We start from the raw sequence: 19,948 nt of genomic DNA, 5'->3' as shown, positions 1-19,948 counted from the left end.
GAAAAACAAGACACCTAAGGGAATGGGCCCAAGCTGTTCCCTTTCTTTATCCTCTTAAAGGCGGCGGGCCGCCGTGGAAAACGGCGGCCCGGCCACAGGGGGGCAGCAGGAACAGTATAGGAAAAGTGAAGAAACGGCAAGGAGGCTTTATAATGTCAGAGGAAAAATCGATATTGCTTGAGATGAGGGGAATCTGCAAGTCGTTTATTGGTGTAAATGCCTTAAAAGGTGTAGACCTTGTTGTAAGGGAGGGCGAAGTACACGCGCTGGAGGGAGAAAACGGCGCGGGAAAATCCGTCCTGATCAAGATTTTGACGGGACTGCACCAGCGGGACGCGGGAACCATCCGGTTTGCAGGACGAGAAGTGAATTTTACGTCGCCTGCGCAGGCGCAGGCAGCGGGCATACAGCCGATCTACCAGGAACTCAATACCGCGCCGTCCCTAAGCATCGCGGAAAATATGTTCTTGGGAAATGAGATCAAAAAGAAAAGCGGTTTTATCGACTGGAAGGAGACGAACAGGCGCGCAAGGGAGATATTGAAGGAATTCAAGATCGACGTTGACGTGACGCGCCCCATCAGTACGCTTTCCGCAGCGATGCAGCAGATGGTCGCGATCGCGACGGCGGTATCGCAGGACGCGAAGCTGGTCATCATGGACGAGGCGACGTCCTCCCTTGACGACAATGAAGTTTCGTCGCTGATGGATATCGTGCGGCAGCTGCAGGCGAAAAATATCGCGGTGATCTTCATCACGCACAGGCTGAACGAGATCTATGAGATCTGCGAGAAGGTCACGATCTTAAAAGACGGCGAATATATGGGATGCTACGACGTTGCAAAGCTCGATAAATTGAGCCTGATCTCCAAAATGATCGGGCGGGACGCGTCGTCCATCGTGAACTTCCGCAAGGAATTCAACGAGGATTTAAAGAACAGCACGGCAATCTGTGAATTTAGGAAGGTATCTGACGGCGACAAACTGCGGGGCGTGAGCTTTGAGCTCAATAAGGGCGAAGTGCTCGGCCTTGCGGGGCTTTTGGGCGCGGGCAGGACAGAGATCGCCAACGCCCTGTTCGGCTGCTCGAAGATCGAGGGCGGCGAAGTCATCGTCAAGGATAAGGAAGTCAAGTACCGCGGCGTACGCGACGCGCTGCGCGACAAGATCATCCTCTGCCCGGAGGAACGCAAGCGTGACGCGGTATTCCCGGATATGTCCATCAAGGACAACATCACCATGTCTATCTTAAAGGAAATCAGCAAATGCGGGTTTATCGACAGGAAACGGCAGGATGAGATCGTTGAGGAATACATTGGGAAACTGAAGATCAAGACCCCAAGCGGCAAGCAGCTGATCAAATTTTTGTCCGGCGGCAACCAGCAGAAGTGCATCATCGCGCGCGGCCTGTGCGCGAACCCGGACATTATCATCTTAGATGAACCGACGCGCGGCATCGATGTGGGCGCAAAGATGGAGATCGAGATGCTCATCCAGCAGCTGGCAAAGGAAAACATCAGCGTGATCATGATCTCTTCTATTTTGGAAGAACTGGCAAGGGACTGTGACAGGGTCATCATTATCAGGGAAGGCGAAGAAGTGGGAGAGCTTTTAAGCGAAGAGATCACGGAGGACAATATCATCCAGCGTATCTCGGAGGCGCACGCCATGTAACGGCGATCATTCGGAGGGGTAAAATCAATGGAAAATTCAAATACGGAATTGCAGAAGATCCAGGATTTGAGCAACCGTGCCCTAAAACGCAGCGAGTTTGCGAAAAAGTATGGGGCGCTCATGGTGTTCGCGGTTCTTCTCATCATCAACCTTTGCATCACAAAGAACTTTGTCAGCACGACGACGGTATGGAACCTGATCATCCATTCCACGACGGTCATGTGCGTGGCGATGGGCATGACGTTCGTCATCGCGGTCGCGGGCATCGATATCAGCGTGGGCGCGACCATGGCCCTGTGCGCGACGGTCGTAGCCATGATGGCGGAGGCGGGAATCCCGTTTATCGGCTGCCTGGTTATCGGGCTGCTTTTGGGCGCGGGCATCGGGGCGTTCATCGGCGTACTGACAGTCAAATTCAAGATACAGCCGATGGTGCTGACGCTTGCCATGATGATCATTTTGCGCAGTGTGGCGCGCATGGTCAGCAATGCAAAAACAGTACAGGTCTTAGACGAAACATTTTTGGCGATCTCCGGCACATCGTTTGGCGGGGTGCCGGTCCAGCTCATTTATGTGGCGGTGTTTGCGGTGGTGTTCTTTATCATCGCGGAACGCACGGTGTTCGGTAAATCGGTGGAGGCCATCGGCAACAACGCCACGGCGGCAAAGCTGTCGGGCATCCATTCCGACCGCATCGTGATCGGCGTATACCTCCTGCTGGGCGTGCTTACGGCGCTGGCGGGCGTGATGGCGGTATCCCGTACGCAAAACTGTAACCCCAGCTCGGTCGGCTCGGGCATGGAGATGCAGGCCATCGCGGCAGTCGTCATCGGCGGCACGTCCATGGCGGGCGGCAAGCCGCGTATCCTAGGTACGGTCGTGGGCTGCTTTATCATTTCCATCATCACCATGACGGTCAACATGAACGGCATCGATACTTCGTGGTCGATGCTCCTGGAAGCGGCGATCATCATCCTCGCGGTATATATCCAGTCGGATAAAGGGAGCAAGGGGCGCAAGGTCAAAACGGCCAAAACAACTGCGGCAAAGGGGGCGTAAAAAAATGCAGGAAAATAAATTGAAACATTTTATCAGCGGAAACGCAACGCTTGTCGCAGTGATCGTGATCATGGTCGTCGCGTCCATTGCGTTTGAAAACTTCTTCTCGGTCAGCAACATCACGAACCTGTTCAAGCAGGCAAGTATGATCGGGATCATGGCCATCGGCGTGACGTTCGTCATACTGACCGGCGGCATCGACCTTTCGGTCGGTTCGATCTTCGGTTTTTCGTCCGTGATCGTCGGATTGGTGGCGGCACAGTGCGAAATCCCGTTCGTGATGCTGGTCGCGGCGATCGGCGCCTGCGCAGGGCTGGGCGCTCTGACGGGCTTCTGCGTCACGAAGCTCAAGATACAGCCGTTCATCGTCACGCTGGCGATGATGTCCGGCGTGAAGGGACTGGGCCTGCTGATCACGCAAGGGGGTAAATCGCTGTCGGTTTCTGTCGCGTCCTTCAAAGTGATCGCGACGGGTACGGTCGGCCCCATTCCCATCCCGGCGATCATCATGGTGGCGGCCTTCATCGTTGCGGCGGTCGTAGCCAAATACACGGTATTCGGGCGTGACTGCTACGCCATCGGCGGAAACGAGGAAGCAGCGGTCATGAAAGGGATCCCCGTGAACAAAGTGAAGTTCTTCACTTACCTTTTAAGCGGCGCGTGCGCAGGGCTTGCGGGCGCGATCGTGGCGGCGCGTACCTATTCGGGGAACATCCTTTTAGGCGACGGCTATGAAATGGACGTGATCGCGGCTGTCGTACTGGGCGGGACACTCCTGTCCGGCGGGCGCGGCAAAGTCTTAAACTCAATGTGGGGCGCAATGATCATCACGATCATCGGCAACATCATCAACTTAAACCAGATATCCTACCTCTGGGAAGGATGCATCACAGGAGGCGTGCTGCTGGTCATACTGGTACTGCAATCGAGGATGACAAGCAAACAGCATATGATCACGCAGAATTAAAGCCCCTTATCCAAGGCAATATGCCCGGCACGATCGCCTCGCATTATAGCCTGATAAGGATACCCCCCGGGCAACGGCACGGGGGGTATTTTTATGCGCCTGAATCGCGCGGCGGGCTTGATGTTGGGGATAGGGCGGTTTATAATGCAATAGGTATGTTATTTTAAAGGATGGAAAGGAAAGCAAGTGAAAAGTATATTCCAGGTCGGTATCGTTTTGGCGGTGTGCCTTGCCGGCGAATTGTTAAGCATCGTTTTACCGCTGCCCATACCGACCAGCGTACTCAGCATGATCCTGCTCTTTATCCTGCTGCTCGTAAAAGTCATCAAAATACGCCACATCGAGCAGTTTGGGGATTTCCTGCTCAAAAACATGGCTTTTTTCTTCATCCCGTCAGGGGTGGCGGTCATGAATGAATTCGGCCTGTTAAAGGATAACCTGGTTCCGTTCCTCGTCATCTGCTGTGTTTCGACGGTGGTCACGTTTTTGGTAACGGCATATACGGTAAAGGGCGTGATGGCGCTGCAAAAAAGGATGGGAGGGACGCGGCATGAATGAGTTTTTAAGCTCGCCTTTTTTTGGCGTGGCGCTTTCTATCGCCATGTACGCGCTCGGCGTATGGATCAACAAAAAAACAAAGTCGCCCATCGCCAACCCGCTGATGATCGCCATCATCCTTGTGATCGTCTTTTTGACGGTGTTCAATATCCCGCTTGAGGAATATAACAAGGGCGGGGATTTTATCGGCTTTTTCCTCGTCCCGGCGACCGCGTCGCTGGCTCTCGCGATCTACCGCCAGCTGTGGCTGCTGAAAAAGAATTTCCTGCCCGTGATCGTTGGCTGCGCGGCAGGCTCGCTGGCCTCCATGGGCAGCGTATATGGCCTGTGCCAGTTGTTTGGCGTGGGGGCGGAAATGACCTCTTCACTCCTGCCCAAGTCTGTGACCACGCCCATCGCGATGGATGTGGCCGCACAGCTCGGGGGCACGCCGCCGATCACGGTGGCGGCCGTCGTAGTGACGGGCATCGTCGGCGCGATTGCCGCGCCGGGCATGATCAAGCTGTTCCGCGTAAAGAACCCGGTCGCTTCCGGGGTTGCCATCGGCACGTGTTCGCACGCGCTGGGGACTACAAAAGCGCTCGAGATCGGCGAGGTGGAAGGCGCAATGAGCGGGCTTGCCATCGGCGTCGCGGGCGTGCTGACCGTGATATTCGCGATGATTATCGGTTGATTTTTCGCAAGACCTCGCCATAGGGATGTGGTTCGTCTACGTTTGTTATTCGTGCGGATCGATCCCCTTGAAGAATTCTGCGAAATCAACCTTGTATATCTGCTGCAATGCGACTAAGTCCGTCACTTTGATGTTGCGTGCTCCGATCTCGATCATGGAATAACCGCTGCGGGAAATATTACTCCCAAGAGTTTGCATCCTGCTCACAAGGTTGTTTTGTGAAAACCCTTTTTCGGCCCGCAGCCTTTTCAGGTTTTGGTTAAAATCCGCATTTTGAATCATCTTTTGCATAGCAATTTTTTTTCCGTAAAGTATATCTTATATTATAGACGGAGATGTACTACACTGCCACTGGAACGTTGCAACTATTAAATTATGTGAAAAATAATTTCAAACATTCAGACAAAAGAGTATTGGAATGCCTGGAACAGAATGTGGAGGGGCTGGAGAAGGCCGCCGGTCACGGCGGCTTTATTCTTGCCGCGGATGAATCCGAACAATCCGTGAATAAGGGGCCGCGCGGTTTGATTTTAGGCGGTGGGCATGATAAAATAATACGATGGCAAAACGGTTTGGAAGGAAGAAAGAACATGGCGGATAAATTACTGGCGATAGACGGGAACAGCCTGGTGCACAGGGCTTATTGGGCGCTCCCCACGACGATGATGGATAAGGAAAAGCGGCACACGAACGCGGTGTACGGCTTTTTTACCATGCTCTTTCGGATCGTGGAGGAATACCGGCCCACGCACATCGCCGTTGCCTTTGATATGAAAGAAAAGACGTTCCGCCACGAGGCTTTTGCGGAATACAAGGCGGGGCGGCGCAAAACGCCGGACGAGCTGAACGAACAATTCCCCATGTTAAAGGATGCGCTCGATATGGTGGGCGTACGCTATACGGAGCAAGAAAGCTTTGAGGCGGACGATATTTTGGGCGCGCTCACCAAAGAGGCGGGACGGCGCAAGATGGAATCGTACATCTTCACGGGCGACCGCGACGAGCTGCAGCTGATCGGCGAGCATGTGAGCGTGGTGCTCACCAAAAAGGGCGTGTCCGAAACAAAGCTGATGACGCGCGAGACCCTGATGGAGGACATGGGCATCACGCCCGGGCAGGTCACCGACCTAAAGGGGCTGATGGGCGACGCCTCGGACAACATCCCCGGGGTCGCGGGCGTGGGCGAGAAAACGGCGCTCAAGCTTTTGGGCGAATACGGGACGGTGGAAAACCTGTACGAGCACATCGAGGAGCTGCCCAAAAACAAGCTGTACGAGAAGCTTGTGAACGGAAAAGAATCCGCGTTTTTATCCAAGCAGCTGGCGACCATCCACTGTGACATGCCGCTTAGGGCAACGCTGGACGATTTTGCGTTCGGCGGCTTTTCGATGGACGGGCTGCGCGCGATGAGCGAGAAGTACAGCTTCGGTTCGTTTTTGAAGCGTTTCTCCATGGAGGCGGAGAAAAAGGAAGTAGAAGTAAAGGCAGTGGGGCTTAATGACCTCGGCATATTAGAGGACGCGGTCGAGCTGGCGCTGTATTTTAAGGGCGGGCTGCATTTTGCGGTGGACGGCGAGAGCGAATACCTGATCCCGCAGAAGGAAACGCTGCTTGACGAGGGATACGACCTCGCGGATATTTTAAAAACGGTGATGCCGCTGCTTGCGGGCAAGAGCATCGTCGCGCACGATTTAAAGGCAATGGAACATTTTTGCGGGGACGGGCGTCTTACTGGCGGCACGTATTTCGACACGATGCTGGCGGACTGGGTATTAAACCCGTCATATCCCAAGTATGACATGGAAAGCGTGCTCGCGAGGTCGGAGTTGCCGGCATGTGCCGCCGGACTGTTCGCATTGGCGCAGCGGCAGCGGGGGCAGCTGGAAGAAAAGGAGCTGGACGGGGTCTATTACGATATCGAGCTGCCGCTGTTGAAGGTGCTGTACGGCATGGAGGAAACGGGCGTTCTGGTTTCGGATGAAGAACTTAAGAAGCTGGGGGAAAAATACGACGCGCAGATCGAAGAACTGACGGCGCGCATTTACGAGCTGGCGGGCGCAGAGTTCAACATCAGCTCGACCAAGCAGCTGGCGGAGGTGCTTTTTGAAAAGCTCGGCCTGCCGGTGGTAAAAAAGACGAAAACGGGATATTCCACGGACGTGGAGGTGCTGGAAAAACTGGAAGGCAAGCACCCGATCATCCCTTACATCATGGAATACCGCACGCTCACCAAGCTGAAAGGTACGTATGTGGACGGCATCCGCGGCCTGATACGTGATGGCATGATCCATACGACGTTTTTACAGACCGCGACGGCAACGGGGCGGCTTTCGAGCGTGGAACCGAATTTGCAGAACATCCCCATCAAGTCGGCGATGGCAAACGACATCCGCAGCGCGTTTCCCGCGCCGGAGGGCTGCACCATCGTATCGGCGGACTATTCGCAGATCGAGCTGCGCATTTTGGCGGATATCGCGGACGATGGGCATTTGAAAGACGCGTTTTTAAAGGGGCAGGATATCCACGCGCGCACGGCGGCGGAGGTGCTCGATAAGGACATCGAAGCCGTGAGCAAGAGCGAACGCGCGAGCGCGAAGGCGGTCAACTTCGGCATCGTCTACGGCATCAGCGATTTCGGGCTGGCGCGCAATTTGGGCATCACGCGTAAAAAAGCGGCGGACTACATCGCGCGGTATTTTGAAGAATTTCGCGGTGTGAGGGCTTATATGGACGAGATCATCACGCGCGCGCACAAGGATGGTTTCGTGCGCACGCTGTGCGGGCGCATCCGCTATATCCCGGAGCTTGCATCCGGCAACTACAACATCCGTTCGTTCGGCGAGCGGGCTGCGCTCAACACGCCCATACAGGGCAGCGCGGCGGACATCATCAAGATCGCGATGAACAGGGTTTCCGATGCGCTGCACAAGGGGAATTTTGAATCGAAGCTCGTATTGCAGGTGCACGACGAACTGATCCTGTACGCCAAAAACGACGAGCTGGATCAGGTGAAAAAGCTGCTTGCGGACTGTATGGAGCACGCGATGAAATTGAGCGTGCCGCTGGCCGTCAATGTGGCGGAAGGGAAAACATGGGCGGAAGCGAAGTAAAAAAACGCGTGATCGGCCTGACGGGAAACAGCGGGTCGGGCAAGAGCAGCGCAGCGGCATATCTTGGGCAGCTGGGCGCGCACGTGATCGACGTGGACCGCATCGCGCGCGAGCAAAGCGATCCGGGACGACCCGGCTGGGCTGCTGTGAAACAAGCGTTCGGCGAAGGGTTTTTCCGGGCGGACGGCTCGCTTGACAGGCACAAGCTGGGCGAATATGTGTTTTCGCGCCCGGAGGAGCTAAAGCGGCTCAACGCGCTGCTGCATCCGCTGGTCATGGAAGAAGTCAGGGAGCGCATGGCGGCGGCCGGCGGTACGGTGGTGCTCGACTGCGCGCTCTTGATCGACACGGGGCTCGATTCGCTGGCGGACGAGGTATGGGTGGTGGCCGCAGGGCGGGACAGCAAGTTGGGGCGTATCAAAGCGCGCGACGGCATCAGCCACGAGCATGCGCAAAACAGGCTGGCAAGCCAGCTCGATGAGAAGGAACTGGAAAAACACGCGGATGTTGTGATCGAAAACAACGGGACGCTTGATGAACTGAAAAAACGGGTGAGGGAACAATTTTATGGGAAGAGCGAATAGCAGGAAAGGGCCAAAAAAGGCGGTGGTCATCGCCGTTTGCGTGGTCATTGCCGCGGCGGCGGTGCTGGGCGGGCTTTTTGTCTTTGGAGACTTGAACTGGCAGGCGAAATATCCATTGGAATATGAGGGGCTGATCGTGAAGTACGCGGATGAATACGGACTCGATCCCTATTTTGTGGCGGCGGTCATCAATACGGAGAGCGGGTTTGACGCGCAGGCGGTTTCAAGCGCGGGCGCGATGGGCCTGATGCAGGTCATGCCGGAAACGGGCGAATGGATCGCCGGGAAGCTGGAAATCGGCCCTTTCCAGGCGGAGATGCTGCTCGACCCGGAAACGAACATTGAAATGGGCTGCTGGTACCTGGGCTTTTTAAAGGAGCGTTTCCCAAATGAGGAAACGGTCATGGCGGCGTATAACGCAGGACACGGCAAGGTGCAGGAATGGCTTTCGGACGCGCAATACTCGGCGGACGGCGCCGCGCTCGACTCCATTCCTTTCAAGGAAACGGACAATTATGTAAAAAAGGTAACGAAAGCATATGAGGAATACAAAAAACATTATGAACTGGGCTAAACGTTTTGCGGCGGCAGGGATCGCCGCGGCGACGTTGTTTTTGTGCGCGTGCGCGAACCTGAACGGCACGGCCTCGCCTGCTTCTTCCAGTGCGGGGCCGTCTGCGGCGGCGACCGCTTCTGCGGAGGCGGTCGCGCAGGAAGGCGGGGAGCTGTTTATCGCCATGCCCCAGGGCGCAGTGGACTTAGACCCGCTCAGCGCAACGGATGAGGACCTGATCAACCTGCTTTCGCTGGTTTACGATACGCCCGTGCGCCTCGGCGCGGGCAGCCAGCCGCAGGCGGGGCTTGCGGAGTCGTGGGAGGTGGATGAAACGGGAACGGTGTATACCTTCCATTTCCGCCAGAACCTGACGTTTGCGGACGGGACGACTCCCTTTAACGCAAGCGACGTGGTGTACAGCCTGCAGCGCGTATTGGCGGCGGGCGGGACGGCCGACCCGGCAGCGCCGCAGCCGGAAGGGAGCACACCGCCGGAGGGAAGCGGGGAGCCGGGGGAAAGCGCGAGCCCCAGCCCTGACCCTGAAGAAAGCACAAGCCCGGAGGAAAGCGCGGGCCCCAGTGCTGCGGGCAGCGACGGACAGGTCGAGCTGCCGCAGACCAACCGCTATACGCAATACAACAGCCTGCTTGCAAACTATGAGCAGGTGGACGATTATACGCTCCGGCTGACGATGACCAAACCCGGGCGCGAGGCGCTATACCTGATGACCTTCCCGGTGGTGAGCGCGACGCTGTATGAAGCAAGCGAAACGCCGGTCGGCACGGGGCCTTACCGGGTGGACAGCTATGAACCGGATGCCAAAATGACGCTCGTTAGGAACGAGGGATGGTGGGGCGAGAAGCCGTACATCGAAAAAATCGTGGCCAACGCGGTGAGCGGTTCTGACCAGAAGATCGAAAAGGTGGATTCCAGTATCCTCGACTTTATCACCACGGACGTGCTTTACGCGGGCAAATACAAGCTCGCAGGCAAAACGCAGGTCGTGGATTATATGACGAATTATTACGACTGCCTGGTTCCCAACCTGGGGACGGACGTATTGGACGACATCAACGTGCGGCAGGCGATCTCCTACGCGATCGACAGGCGTGAAATCATTTCCACGGTGCTCCTGAACCACGCGGTTCCCGCGAATATGCCCATTGCGCCTGATTTTTACGCGTACGACAGCAAGTACAAACAGGACGACGACCTGAAAACGGCGCGCGACTACCTGCGGGCGTCCGGTTATAAAACGGATGAGGAAGAAGAAGGCAATACGCTTGCCTTAACGCTGATCGTGCCGTCGGAGCGCGACGCCTCTTACCGCGTGGAAGCGGCCAAGGCCATCAGGAAGCAGCTGGCGCGCGTGGGCATCGAGATCACGATCGAGGAGCTGGCGCCCGAAGAATTTTTGTCGAGGCTGGATACAAGGAATTACCAGCTGGCGTTCGTGAGCTATTACTTGGACGAAAACCCGGAGCTTTCGTTCCTGTTCGACAGCGGCGGGTCGGGCAACTATAACGGCGTATCCAGCCAGGAGCTGACGGACGCGATCGCCGCCTGCTCAAACGCGTTTGGCGAAGAGGAGGTAAAGGCGGCGTACAGCGAGCTGCAACGGCTGCTGATGGAACGCGTGCCGCAGATCGGCCTTTATTTCCGTATGAACTCCATTATCTGTGACGAAGCGGTCACCGGCATCACGGGTGCGCGCCAAAACAGGGTTTTCGAGGATGTAAGCAAGTGGTTCATCGACTTAAAACACTAATGTGCTTACGACGCGCGAGTTTTGTTTATCTATGGAGAAAAGAAAACTGAGGAGAAAACATATATGGATGAATTCAACGGTACGATGATGCAGTATTTTGAATGGTATCTGCCGTCCGGAATGTTGTGGCGGCAGGTAGCTGAGGAGGCGGAGAGCCTTGCGCGGGACGGTATCACGGCGCTGTGGCTGCCGCCCGCGTATAAAGGCAGCGGCGGTGAGAACGACGTAGGATATGCCGTGTACGACCTGTACGACCTGGGGGAATTTGACCAAAAAGGCACGGTTCCGACAAAATACGGGACAAAGGAAGAATACGTCAACGCGATCGGCGCGCTGCACGACCATGGCATACAGGTATACGCGGATATCGTACTCGACCATATGATGGGCGCGGATGGGACGGAGACGGTGCGCGCGCGCGAATATAACCCGGAGAACCGGCAGCAGAGCATCGGCGAGGACAAAGAGATCGTCGCGTGGACGAAGTTCGATTTTCCCGGACGGAACGGGCAATATTCGGATTTCAAATGGAACCACACGCATTTCGGCGGCATCGACTGGGACGAAAAGGAACAGAAAAAGGGGATATTCAAGTTCCACGGCAAGCAGTGGGAGGACGAGGTGGACGACGAAAAGGGAAACTTCGATTACCTGATGGGCGCGGACGTGGACTTAAGCAATCCGGAGGTCGTGGAGGAATTGAAGCGGTGGGGCAACTGGTATCTGGACATTGCCCCGGTAAACGGCTTCCGCATGGACGCGGTCAAGCACATGCGCTTTTCTTTTTACAGCGACTGGCTGGATACGCTGCGCAGGGAAAAAAACCGCGAGCTGTTTTCCGTGGGGGAATACTGGAACGGCGACCTTGCCGCGCTCAAGAATTACATCGACACCACGGAGGGCGCGATGTCGCTGTTCGACGTGCCGCTGCACTTCCGCTTTTTTGACGCGGCCAATTCCGGCGGCGCCTTTGATATGCGCACGATCTTAAACGATACGCTGACGCAGAATAACCCGATGCGTTCCGTGACCTTTGTCGATAACCACGATACCCAGCCGGGGCAGTCGCTTGAGTCGTGGATTCCGGATTGGTTCAAGCCGCTTGCCTATGCGCTGATCCTGCTGCGGCAGGAAGGCTACCCGTGCGTCTTTTACGGCGACTATTACGGGATCCCGCACGACGGCGTGGAGCCTATGCGCGAAATGCTGAGGCCGCTGGTCGCCGCGCGGCGTTACCGCGCCTACGGCAAGCAAAACGATTATTTTGACGACCCGAACATCATCGGCTGGACGCGGGAGGGCGACGAGATACATGGAAATTCAGGACTCGCGGCGCTGCTGACAAATGGCAGCGGGGGCGTAAAGCATATGTATGTGGGCGAAAAATTTGCGGGCAGCAGGTTTTTTGACTGCACAAAAAACCGCCCGGACGAGGTCGTAGTTGGCGACGACGGGTGGGCGGATTTCTTTGTAAACGACGGAAGCGTTTCCGTATGGGTCAAAGCGGCGGAAGAGGCGTAAGCCTTATTCGCCCGCAGCCCTTGTGATAGCGACGAGGTGTTCGTCGTCGCTTAAGGCGAAGATGTCGGTACGGCCGGGGTTGAAGGACAAAAACGTATGGCCTTTCATGCCTGTGCCATTATCGTCCGTGCCGGTAGGCATACCGAATATGGACGCGGCGTATACGGCGTCCCCGATGGTTACGAGCACAGCGCGGTGTTCCCATGTGGCCTCGCCGCCGAAGGACGTTAAATAGGCGCTATAATCGTCCGCTGTTTTGGCGGTGACCTGCGCGCAATTTAAACCGCCGGTGCGCTGCATGGTGTACGTCGCGCCGGTGTTGTAATCGGTGATGGCAATATCGCTGCCCTCGGGGATCAGCGCGCCGACCGCCTCCCACGAGCCTAAGGCGCCGTGCGTTTTTACGCTGCCGTTGTAGGCCGGGCCGGAGGTGCGCTTGATGCGCGAATTCGCCGGGGCGCGCTTGGCCTCGTCCGAAAAGAGCAGGTCATAGGTATCCGAGCCGATCTGCCCGTCGGGCGCGATGCCGTTTTGCTGCTGGAAGCTTTGTACGGCGGACACGGTGAGTTCGCTGAATTTGCCTGTCGGACGGTAGTTGAGGTATCCGAGGTCGCGCAGGCGCTGCTGCACGAGCGCGACTTTATCGCCGCGGTCGTTTTGGGATATGACGCTGTCTGCCGCCATGCCAAAGGCCGGGACGCAAAGGAGCGCAGCGAGCAGGATCAAACAAAAAAATTTTTTCATCATGACATTATTTTACCAAAAAAAATAAAAATTGCAAATGAGTTTCCAAGGCAGGCGCTTTTGGATATAATAGGACTATGATAAAAATTACGGATATCAAAGAAGGGAAACGCAATAAGAACAGGGTCAACCTGTATACGGAGGACGGCTTTTTGATGGCCGTGTACCTCGATACGGCGATCGCCTACCACATCAAGGTCGGGGCCGAGCTTTCCGAAGGGGAGCTGGCGGACTTGAGGAGCGAGGACGGCGACAAATACGCCGCGGGGATCGCGATGGAATTTTTGTCGTACAAGATGCGCACGGAACGCGAGGTGCGCAAAAAACTCAAAGCCAAAGAGGTCGACGGGGAATCGATCGACCGCGTGGTCGGACAGCTTGCGGGATATGGATATATCAACGACGAGGCGTATGCGCAGGCGTACGCGCAGGAGCTGATGCAAAAATACGGGCAGCGCGTCGCGGTGAGCAAGATGATGGAAAAAGGGATCGACCGCGCGCTGGCGGAAAAAGCCGCCCAAGATGCCGGCACAAGCGAAAGCGTGCTGGACGGCTATATCGAAAGGCTGCGCTGCAAATACCGCGGGGAAGAACCAAACAAGGCGAAACAAAAGATTATACGCGCGCTGATGGGCAAGGGCTTTGAATACGAGGATATCAAAAGCGCGCTTGCAAGGACGGAAGAATGAGGGAATCGATCATCGACGTATTGTTCCGCGCGCAGGACTTTGTGTCGGGCGAGGAGCTGAGCGAGCAGCTCGGCGTGTCGCGCGCGGCCATCTGGAAGCACATCAAAGAGATCCGCGCCGAGGGCGGGGAAATCGAGGCGCATACGCGGCGGGGCTACCGCCTGCAAAAGCTGCCCGACCTTTTGAAGCGCGAATATGTTTCCCTTTATGAGGAAATGCCGGGCGTGAACTATGTGTGGATGGAGGAAGTCGATTCCACCAACGAGCAGGCCAAACGCGCGGCCCGCTGCGGCGCGCCCGCAAAGAGCGTCTTTATAGCGGAACACCAGGGGAGCGCAAAGGGAAGGCTGGGACGCGGCTGGGATTCGCAGCGCGGCGCGGCCATTGAGACGACCATACTGCTGCGCCCGCAGTTTGCGCCGGAAAAGGCGCCTGCGATCACCTTTGCGGCGGCGCTGGGGCTGCTTTGCGCGGTGCGGCGGGTGTGCGGCATAAACGCGCTCATCAAGTGGCCGAACGACATCGTATACGAAGGGAAAAAGCTGTGCGGCATCCTGACCGAGATGGCGGCGGACATTGACCATGTGGAATATATCGTGTGCGGGATGGGGCTTAACGTCAACCAGGAAGATTTTCCGGGCGACGTCAGGAAGCGCGCCGTATCCCTGCGCATGGCAACGGGGCACGAGTTAAGCCGGCAGCGGCTGTGCGCTGCGCTTATCAACGACGTATTTGCTTATTGCGGGCGGTATACCAGCGAAGGGATCGCTTCGGTTTTTGACGAATATTGCGAAAATAGTGCTATAATAGGAAAAGAGATCCGTATCGTATGCGCAGGAGGGACGCTTACGGGCGTCTGCGAAGGGTTTTGTGAGGACGGCGCGGTCATCGTACGCGTCGGGCAGGAAAGAAAGACGTTCCGCGCGGGGGAAGTTTCGCTGCGCGGGATGGCGGACTATGTTTAGAGGGAAGATATTCCGTATGTTAAACGGGGGACAAACGATATATGTATAGTGGAAGTATAACGGATGTGCAGGGGCTGCTCGTCGGCCATGCGCAGGACACGATAGGGATGACGGGCGTGAGCGTCGTGATCGCACCAAACGGGGCGGTGTGCGGCGTCGACGTGCGCGGCAGTGCGCCGGGTACGCGCGAGACGGATTTCATGGCGCAGGCCAAGGCCGTACAAACGGCCCAGGCAGTCTTGCTTGCGGGCGGCAGCGCATATGGGCTTGCGGCGGCGGACGGCGTGATGATCTACTGCGAGCAGCAGAAGATGGGCGTACATACCGCCGAGGCGGTCGTGCCTATCGTACCGGCGGCGGTGATTTATGACCTCGGCTTTGGCAGGAGCGACATCCGCCCCAACGCGGGCATGGGTTATGCCGCGTGCATCAATGCGGGAACCAAAGTCCCGCAGGGGAGCATCGGCGCGGGCATGGGCGCAACGGTCGGCAAGGCGCTGGGCATGGCGCACGCGCAAAAGGGCGGCGTCGGTACGGCCAGCATCATATTGCCCAAGGGCGTTGTCGTGGGGGCGCTGGTATGCGTCAACGCGTTCGGGGACGTGGTGGAACACGGCGAGGTACTCGCGGGTGCGCAAAAAAACGGGAAGCACATCGGTACGTCGCAGTATTTGATGGAAAACGCGGTGGATATGGGAAGAATGATGGGACAGAACACGACGATCGGCGTGGTGGCGTGTAACGCCGCGCTTGACAAGGACGGTGCGGCAAAGCTGGCCCAGGTGGCGCACGACGGGCTGGCGAAGTCCATCGATCCCATCCATACGATGCTCGACGGGGACACGATGTTCGCGCTTTCATACGGGAATAAGCAGATGGATGTGAACGCCCTGGTCACAGCGGCGGCGGAAGCGACGCGCAGGGCGGTGATCAACGCCGTACTGGCTGGGATGGGCAAATGATCGGGGGCATCGGCATCGACAGCATCGAGATCGGCCGCGTGGAAGAGGCCATCCGGCGCGAAGCGTTTTTGAGGCGCGTGTTTACAGAAAGCGAGCGGGCGTACCTTGCAAAAAAGGGGCTTGCCGCACAAAGCGCGGCGGGCATGTTCTGCGCCAAGGAGGCCGTTTTAAAGACGATGGGGCTGGGCATCACGGACGGGCCTTTAACGGATATCGAGGTGCTGCACGAGAAAGGCGGCGCACCGTATGTGAAGCTTCACGGAAAGCTCGCGGACAGGTGCCGCGGCAGTAAGGTTTTTTTGAGTATCACCCACACGAGGGAATATGCAAGTGCGTTTGCGGTGCTGGAAAGGGAGGGCTGAAATATGCATATCACACTGACCCCCGCACAGATGCGGGCAGTAGACAAATACATGATCGAGGAAAACAGGATACCGGGCATCCTGCTGATGGAGAACGCGGCTTACAGCGTGTTTGACCGCATCCGGGAGGAAACGGAGCCGTGCAGCGTGCAGGTGTTCTGCGGGACGGGCAACAACGGCGGCGACGGGCTGGCCGCGGCGCGTATTTTGCGGGCGAACGGGTATGACGTGACGGTTGTGATGGCCGGGAAAAAAGAAGACCTGAAAGGGGACGCGCAGGTTAACTACGCGTTTTTTGAAACGCAGGACGAGGGTCTGCTGTGGTTAGGCAGCGCTGCGGAGCTGGAAGGGCTCGGCGAGGCGGAGGTCTATGTGGACGCGCTGTTTGGCACGGGGCTTTCGCGCAGCATAAGCGGGCTGTACGCGGATATCATCGATTATTTGAACGGGCGCGACGCGCTGATCGTGAGCGTGGATATCCCGTCCGGCATAAACGCGCAGACGGGCGCTGTTATGGGAACGGCCGTGCGCGCGGATATCACGGTGACGTTCCAATACCCGAAGATCGGGCATTTCATGTTTCCGGGTAGGGAATATGCGGGCGAGCTGTGTATCGCCAAAATCGGCGTGGACGACGGGTGCGACGTGCCGTTGCAGGCAAACGTATGCGCTTATGAAAGCGACGACGAGGATATGTGCCTCGGCACAAGGCCCCTTGATACGAACAAGGGAAGCTATGGACGGCTGCTGCTGTTCGCGGGAAGCGCGGGCATGGCGGGCGCCGCCGTGCTATGTGCGCGCAGTGCTTCGCGTGCGGGCGCGGGGCTTGTGGCGGCGGCTTCCACGGAGCCTGTCGTCAACGTAATGCAAATGAACGTGCCGGAGGCGGTATGCCATACGCTTGCGGGCGGGATCGACGGAGAACTTTCCAGCCTTGCGATCACGCAGGTCGCGGGACTGGCGGAGGGCAAGACAGCCATCGCCATCGGGCCGGGGCTGGGGCGTTCTGAGGCCGCCGCGGAGCTGGTGGAAGAGGTCGTGTGCAACTATGACATGGCCAAGGTGGTCGACGCGGACGCGCTTTTTGCACTCAGCGAGGACATGGGTATTTTGGATAACAAGCGCGGGGACGTTATTTTGACGCCGCACCCCAAGGAATTTGCGGCGCTTTCCGGCATGGATGTGGGGCAGGTGTTGGAAAACCCATTGAAGCATGCGGTGCGTTTTGCGATGGAACACGACGTGGTGCTGGTGCTCAAGGGAACGACGACGGTGGTCGCAGACCCGTTCGGCAACGCGTCGCTTTTGTGCGCGGGCAGTCCGGGTATGGCGAAAGGCGGCAGCGGCGACGTGCTGACGGGCGTGATCGCTTCCTTTGCGGCGCAGGGCAAGGACGCATACGAGGCGGCGCTGATGGGCGTATATGTCGCCGGTATGGCGGGGGAATACGCAGCGGAGCACGAAGGGGAATATTCGATGACCCCCATGGACACGGTAAACCACATCGGCACAGCCATCGAAGCGATGCTGGTGGATTATGTGGAAGCGGATACGGTGGGCAGGACGGATAAAACCGCCCGGCCGGGAATACAGGAACCGGAGGACGAAGAACCCGAAGGGGAAGAAAATCTGTTTGCGGGCGAGCCGGAGCGTATGGATGAAAAGCAGCGGGAGGAAGTCCCGGCGTTTTTGGAAAAGTATATGGACGAGCCCACGGCAAAGCATGCCAAAATAGCGGAAGGGCAGGAAGAGCTTGTGCGCGCGGAAGAAAAGCTTGACGGGCAGGAGCGGGAGGTTCTCGCAGACGAACTGGAAGAAAGGGAATTCGCGGAAGCCGAAGATGAGGAAAACCAGGTGACGCAGGAAATGAAGCGGGAGATCCTGGAGGAATTGAAAAATACAGGCGACAGGCCGCCGGCGAGGCGCAAGATCGGCTGAATCCAATAGGAGGAAGGATAAGAATATGGCAGGATTTAAAACGGTCAGGCCGGAAGCGTTTGACCAGAGCGTATTTCAAATGATCGGCAAGGACTGGATGCTCGTCACAGCGGAAAAGGACGGCAGGGTGAATTCCATGACTGCTTCATGGGGCGGTCTCGGCGTGATGTGGGGCAAAAACGTGGCTTTCGTGGTCATCCGTCCGCAGCGCTATACCAAGGAATTTGTGGACGGGGCGGAAACGTTGTCCCTCTCGTTTTTGGGGAACGAATACCGCAGCGAGCTCAATTACTTCGGCACGGTATCCGGACGCGACGAGGACAAGATTGCGAAAACGGGCTTCCACGTCGCCCACTGGGAAAAAACGCCTTACTTTGAGGAGGCGAACACCGTCATCGTGTGCAAGAAGCTGTTCGCGCAGCCGTATGACCCGGCATGCTTTTTGGACGGCGGCGGAACAGACGCGAAATGGTATCCGGACAAGGATTACCATACGCTGTACATTGCGGAGGTACAGGAAATACTAAAGCGGGACTGATTGGAAAAAGCCGGGCGTAAGGCCCGGTTTTTTATACCGTTTTTGCGGAAGGTTATTGACATATGCCGGAAAAGGGTTATAATATAATTGGCATATGCCAATAACGGAGGTGATGGGTTTGTCACGGCCTCAAAAATGCCGCCGCGTTTGTGCGGCTCCGGGGTATACGGAATTTGCGCCGCACGGCGGCTGCGCCAAACAAGCGGTAACAATGGCGCTGGATGAATATGAAGCCATCAGGCTGATCGACCTGGAGGAAATGACGCAGGAGCAATGCGCGGAGCAGATGGGCGTCGCCCGGTCGACCATCCAGGCGATTTACACCAGGGCGCGCAAAAAAATAGCGGAGTGCATCGTCCATGGCCGCCGTTTGCAGATCGACGGCGGGGATGTGCGGTTTTGTGAACACCGCGGCGATACCTGCGGAAAAAGCTGCTGCCGCCGCTGGCAGAAAACGTGAACCGCTGTCGGAAGAACAGGCGGGGAACAGGATCTTGACTTTTATAAAGGAGAATATCAAATGAAAATTGCAGTGACCTATGAGAACGGAGAAGTGTTTCAGCATTTCGGCCATACCGAGAACTTTAAGTTGTACAGTATCGAGGACGGAAAAGTCGTACAAAGCGTTGTGGTGAACGCAGGCGGGGAAGGACACGGGGCTTTGGCAGGCTTCCTGAAAGAAAAAGGCGTGGATACGCTCATCTGCGGCGGGATCGGCGGCGGTGCAAAGCAGGCGCTGGCCGAAGCGGGCATCCGCTTGTACGGCGGCGTTTTGGGGGAAGCGGACAAGGCGGTCGAAAGCCTGCTGGCAGGGGAACTGGCTTATGATCCGGACGTGGCCTGTTCGCACCACGGCGAAGGGCATGACCATGAAGGCGGCCATTTGTGCGGACACCATACCTGCTGATACCGGCGGAAATACAGGATACCCCCAGCCATGCCGGGGGTATTTTTTATTGTTTCACAACCCCTTGTGTTATTCCGCGAGGAAAGAAGCATAGCCGGGATGCCGTTCAAACCATAACTGCGCGAAATGGCAGGTTGGCTTTGCTTTTTTGCCGCTCCTTTTGAGCTCGTCTATGAGCGCGAGCATCAATTTATCGCCCATGCCCTGTCCGCGCAGGGACGGGTCCACATAAGTGTGGCTGACGTCGACGATGCCGCCGCCGGCGTCCGGGAACGAAACAAAGGCAAGGATTTTGTGGTTTTCACCCTCAAGGTAAATACGGTCTTTGGAATGGGAAAAGGTCATGGTTTTGGCCCTCCGGATGTGTATTTACT

At 56.9% G+C, this 19,948-nt stretch carries 21 protein-coding genes; 18 read left to right on the top strand and 3 right to left on the bottom strand.

Annotated features, from left to right (window positions below):
• Positions 1–152: 152 nt before the first annotated feature.
• From BN6471_RS11690 to BN6471_RS11670, 5 genes are all read left to right on the top strand, one after another.
• Complete coding sequence (locus tag BN6471_RS11690) at positions 153–1,673, top strand: sugar ABC transporter ATP-binding protein (RefSeq protein WP_066649290.1); 1,521 nt, start codon at positions 153–155, stop codon at positions 1,671–1,673.
• Between the two features lie 27 nt (positions 1,674–1,700).
• A complete protein-coding gene (locus BN6471_RS11685; protein ID WP_066649287.1) occupies positions 1,701–2,732 on the top strand; it encodes an ABC transporter permease in 1,032 nt (343 codons plus the stop codon).
• A 4-nt stretch (positions 2,733–2,736) separates the two neighbouring features.
• The gene (locus BN6471_RS11680) at positions 2,737–3,699 is read left to right on the top strand and encodes an ABC transporter permease (protein WP_066649285.1); all 963 of its coding nucleotides are present in this window, start codon (positions 2,737–2,739) and stop codon (positions 3,697–3,699) included.
• 186 nt (positions 3,700–3,885) lie between these two features.
• Entirely contained in the window at positions 3,886–4,257 is a 372-nt protein-coding gene (locus BN6471_RS11675; protein WP_066649283.1) for a CidA/LrgA family protein, read from the top strand.
• The gene (locus BN6471_RS11670) at positions 4,250–4,930 is read left to right on the top strand and encodes an LrgB family protein (protein ID WP_066649280.1); all 681 of its coding nucleotides are present in this window, start codon (positions 4,250–4,252) and stop codon (positions 4,928–4,930) included. Before BN6471_RS11675 ends, BN6471_RS11670 begins: the two co-directional genes overlap by 8 nt.
• 45 nt (positions 4,931–4,975) lie before the next feature.
• On the opposite strand, the gene BN6471_RS11665 is transcribed toward BN6471_RS11670, so the two are convergent.
• Positions 4,976–5,221: a helix-turn-helix domain-containing protein gene (locus tag BN6471_RS11665; protein WP_066649277.1), complete on the bottom strand. Its 246-nt coding sequence runs from the start codon at positions 5,219–5,221 to the stop codon at positions 4,976–4,978.
• 299 nt (positions 5,222–5,520) lie between these two features.
• On the opposite strand from BN6471_RS11665, the gene BN6471_RS11660 reads away from it, so the two are divergent.
• The 5 genes from BN6471_RS11660 (at position 5,521) to BN6471_RS11640 (ending at position 12,469) form a co-directional block, all read left to right on the top strand.
• Positions 5,521–8,040: a DNA polymerase I gene (locus BN6471_RS11660; RefSeq protein WP_066650119.1), complete on the top strand. Its 2,520-nt coding sequence runs from the start codon at positions 5,521–5,523 to the stop codon at positions 8,038–8,040.
• Positions 8,022–8,624, top strand: coding sequence for a dephospho-CoA kinase (coaE, locus tag BN6471_RS11655; protein WP_082903465.1), 603 nt, complete (start codon positions 8,022–8,024; stop codon positions 8,622–8,624). Before BN6471_RS11660 ends, coaE begins: the two co-directional genes overlap by 19 nt.
• A complete protein-coding gene (locus tag BN6471_RS11650; protein ID WP_066649275.1) occupies positions 8,608–9,198 on the top strand; it encodes a lytic transglycosylase domain-containing protein in 591 nt (196 codons plus the stop codon). The genes coaE and BN6471_RS11650 overlap by 17 nt, the downstream gene beginning before the upstream one ends.
• On the top strand, positions 9,185–10,948 hold the full coding sequence (locus BN6471_RS11645) for an ABC transporter substrate-binding protein (protein WP_162270209.1): 1,764 nt from the start codon (positions 9,185–9,187) through the stop codon (positions 10,946–10,948). The genes BN6471_RS11650 and BN6471_RS11645 overlap by 14 nt, the downstream gene beginning before the upstream one ends.
• Before the next feature lie 63 nt (positions 10,949–11,011).
• On the top strand, positions 11,012–12,469 hold the full coding sequence (locus tag BN6471_RS11640; RefSeq protein ID WP_066649271.1) for an alpha-amylase: 1,458 nt from the start codon (positions 11,012–11,014) through the stop codon (positions 12,467–12,469).
• Positions 12,470–12,472: 3 nt separating this feature from the next.
• On the opposite strand, the gene BN6471_RS11635 is transcribed toward BN6471_RS11640, so the two are convergent.
• A complete protein-coding gene (locus BN6471_RS11635) occupies positions 12,473–13,216 on the bottom strand; it encodes a peptidoglycan-binding domain-containing protein (RefSeq protein WP_066649266.1) in 744 nt (247 codons plus the stop codon).
• A 74-nt stretch (positions 13,217–13,290) separates the two neighbouring features.
• Here BN6471_RS11635 and BN6471_RS11630 point away from each other — a divergent pair, with 74 nt between their 5' ends.
• The 8 genes from BN6471_RS11630 to BN6471_RS13190 all read left to right on the top strand — a co-directional run bounded on the left by BN6471_RS11630 (position 13,291) and on the right by BN6471_RS13190 (position 19,574).
• Complete coding sequence (locus BN6471_RS11630) at positions 13,291–13,902, top strand: RecX family transcriptional regulator (RefSeq protein WP_066649264.1); 612 nt, start codon at positions 13,291–13,293, stop codon at positions 13,900–13,902.
• Entirely contained in the window at positions 13,899–14,867 is a 969-nt protein-coding gene (locus BN6471_RS11625; RefSeq protein WP_066649262.1) for a biotin--[acetyl-CoA-carboxylase] ligase, read from the top strand. Before BN6471_RS11630 ends, BN6471_RS11625 begins: the two co-directional genes overlap by 4 nt.
• Before the next feature lie 41 nt (positions 14,868–14,908).
• Positions 14,909–15,829: a P1 family peptidase gene (locus tag BN6471_RS11620; RefSeq protein ID WP_066649260.1), complete on the top strand. Its 921-nt coding sequence runs from the start codon at positions 14,909–14,911 to the stop codon at positions 15,827–15,829.
• Entirely contained in the window at positions 15,826–16,191 is a 366-nt protein-coding gene (gene acpS, locus BN6471_RS11615; RefSeq protein WP_066649257.1) for a holo-ACP synthase, read from the top strand. The genes BN6471_RS11620 and acpS overlap by 4 nt, the downstream gene beginning before the upstream one ends.
• Positions 16,192–16,194: 3 nt before the next feature.
• Positions 16,195–18,129: a bifunctional ADP-dependent NAD(P)H-hydrate dehydratase/NAD(P)H-hydrate epimerase gene (locus tag BN6471_RS11610; protein WP_066649254.1), complete on the top strand. Its 1,935-nt coding sequence runs from the start codon at positions 16,195–16,197 to the stop codon at positions 18,127–18,129.
• Between the two features lie 25 nt (positions 18,130–18,154).
• A complete protein-coding gene (locus tag BN6471_RS11605) occupies positions 18,155–18,667 on the top strand; it encodes a flavin reductase family protein (protein ID WP_066649251.1) in 513 nt (170 codons plus the stop codon).
• A gap of 118 nt (positions 18,668–18,785) precedes the next feature.
• The gene (locus BN6471_RS13195; RefSeq protein ID WP_066649248.1) at positions 18,786–19,127 is read left to right on the top strand and encodes a DUF134 domain-containing protein; all 342 of its coding nucleotides are present in this window, start codon (positions 18,786–18,788) and stop codon (positions 19,125–19,127) included.
• 60 nt (positions 19,128–19,187) lie between these two features.
• Positions 19,188–19,574 (top strand): NifB/NifX family molybdenum-iron cluster-binding protein, encoded by a 387-nt coding sequence (locus BN6471_RS13190; protein WP_066649245.1) that lies wholly within the window; start codon positions 19,188–19,190, stop codon positions 19,572–19,574.
• Between the two features lie 69 nt (positions 19,575–19,643).
• On the opposite strand, the gene BN6471_RS11590 is transcribed toward BN6471_RS13190, so the two are convergent.
• On the bottom strand, positions 19,644–19,919 hold the full coding sequence (locus BN6471_RS11590) for a GNAT family N-acetyltransferase (protein ID WP_066649242.1): 276 nt from the start codon (positions 19,917–19,919) through the stop codon (positions 19,644–19,646).
• Positions 19,920–19,948: the final 29 nt, after the last annotated feature.

The organism is Christensenella timonensis, from assembly GCF_900087015.1.
Classification (GTDB): Bacteria; Bacillota; Clostridia; order Christensenellales; family Christensenellaceae; genus Christensenella; species Christensenella timonensis.
This window is presented reverse-complemented; position numbering and strand designations above follow the sequence as displayed.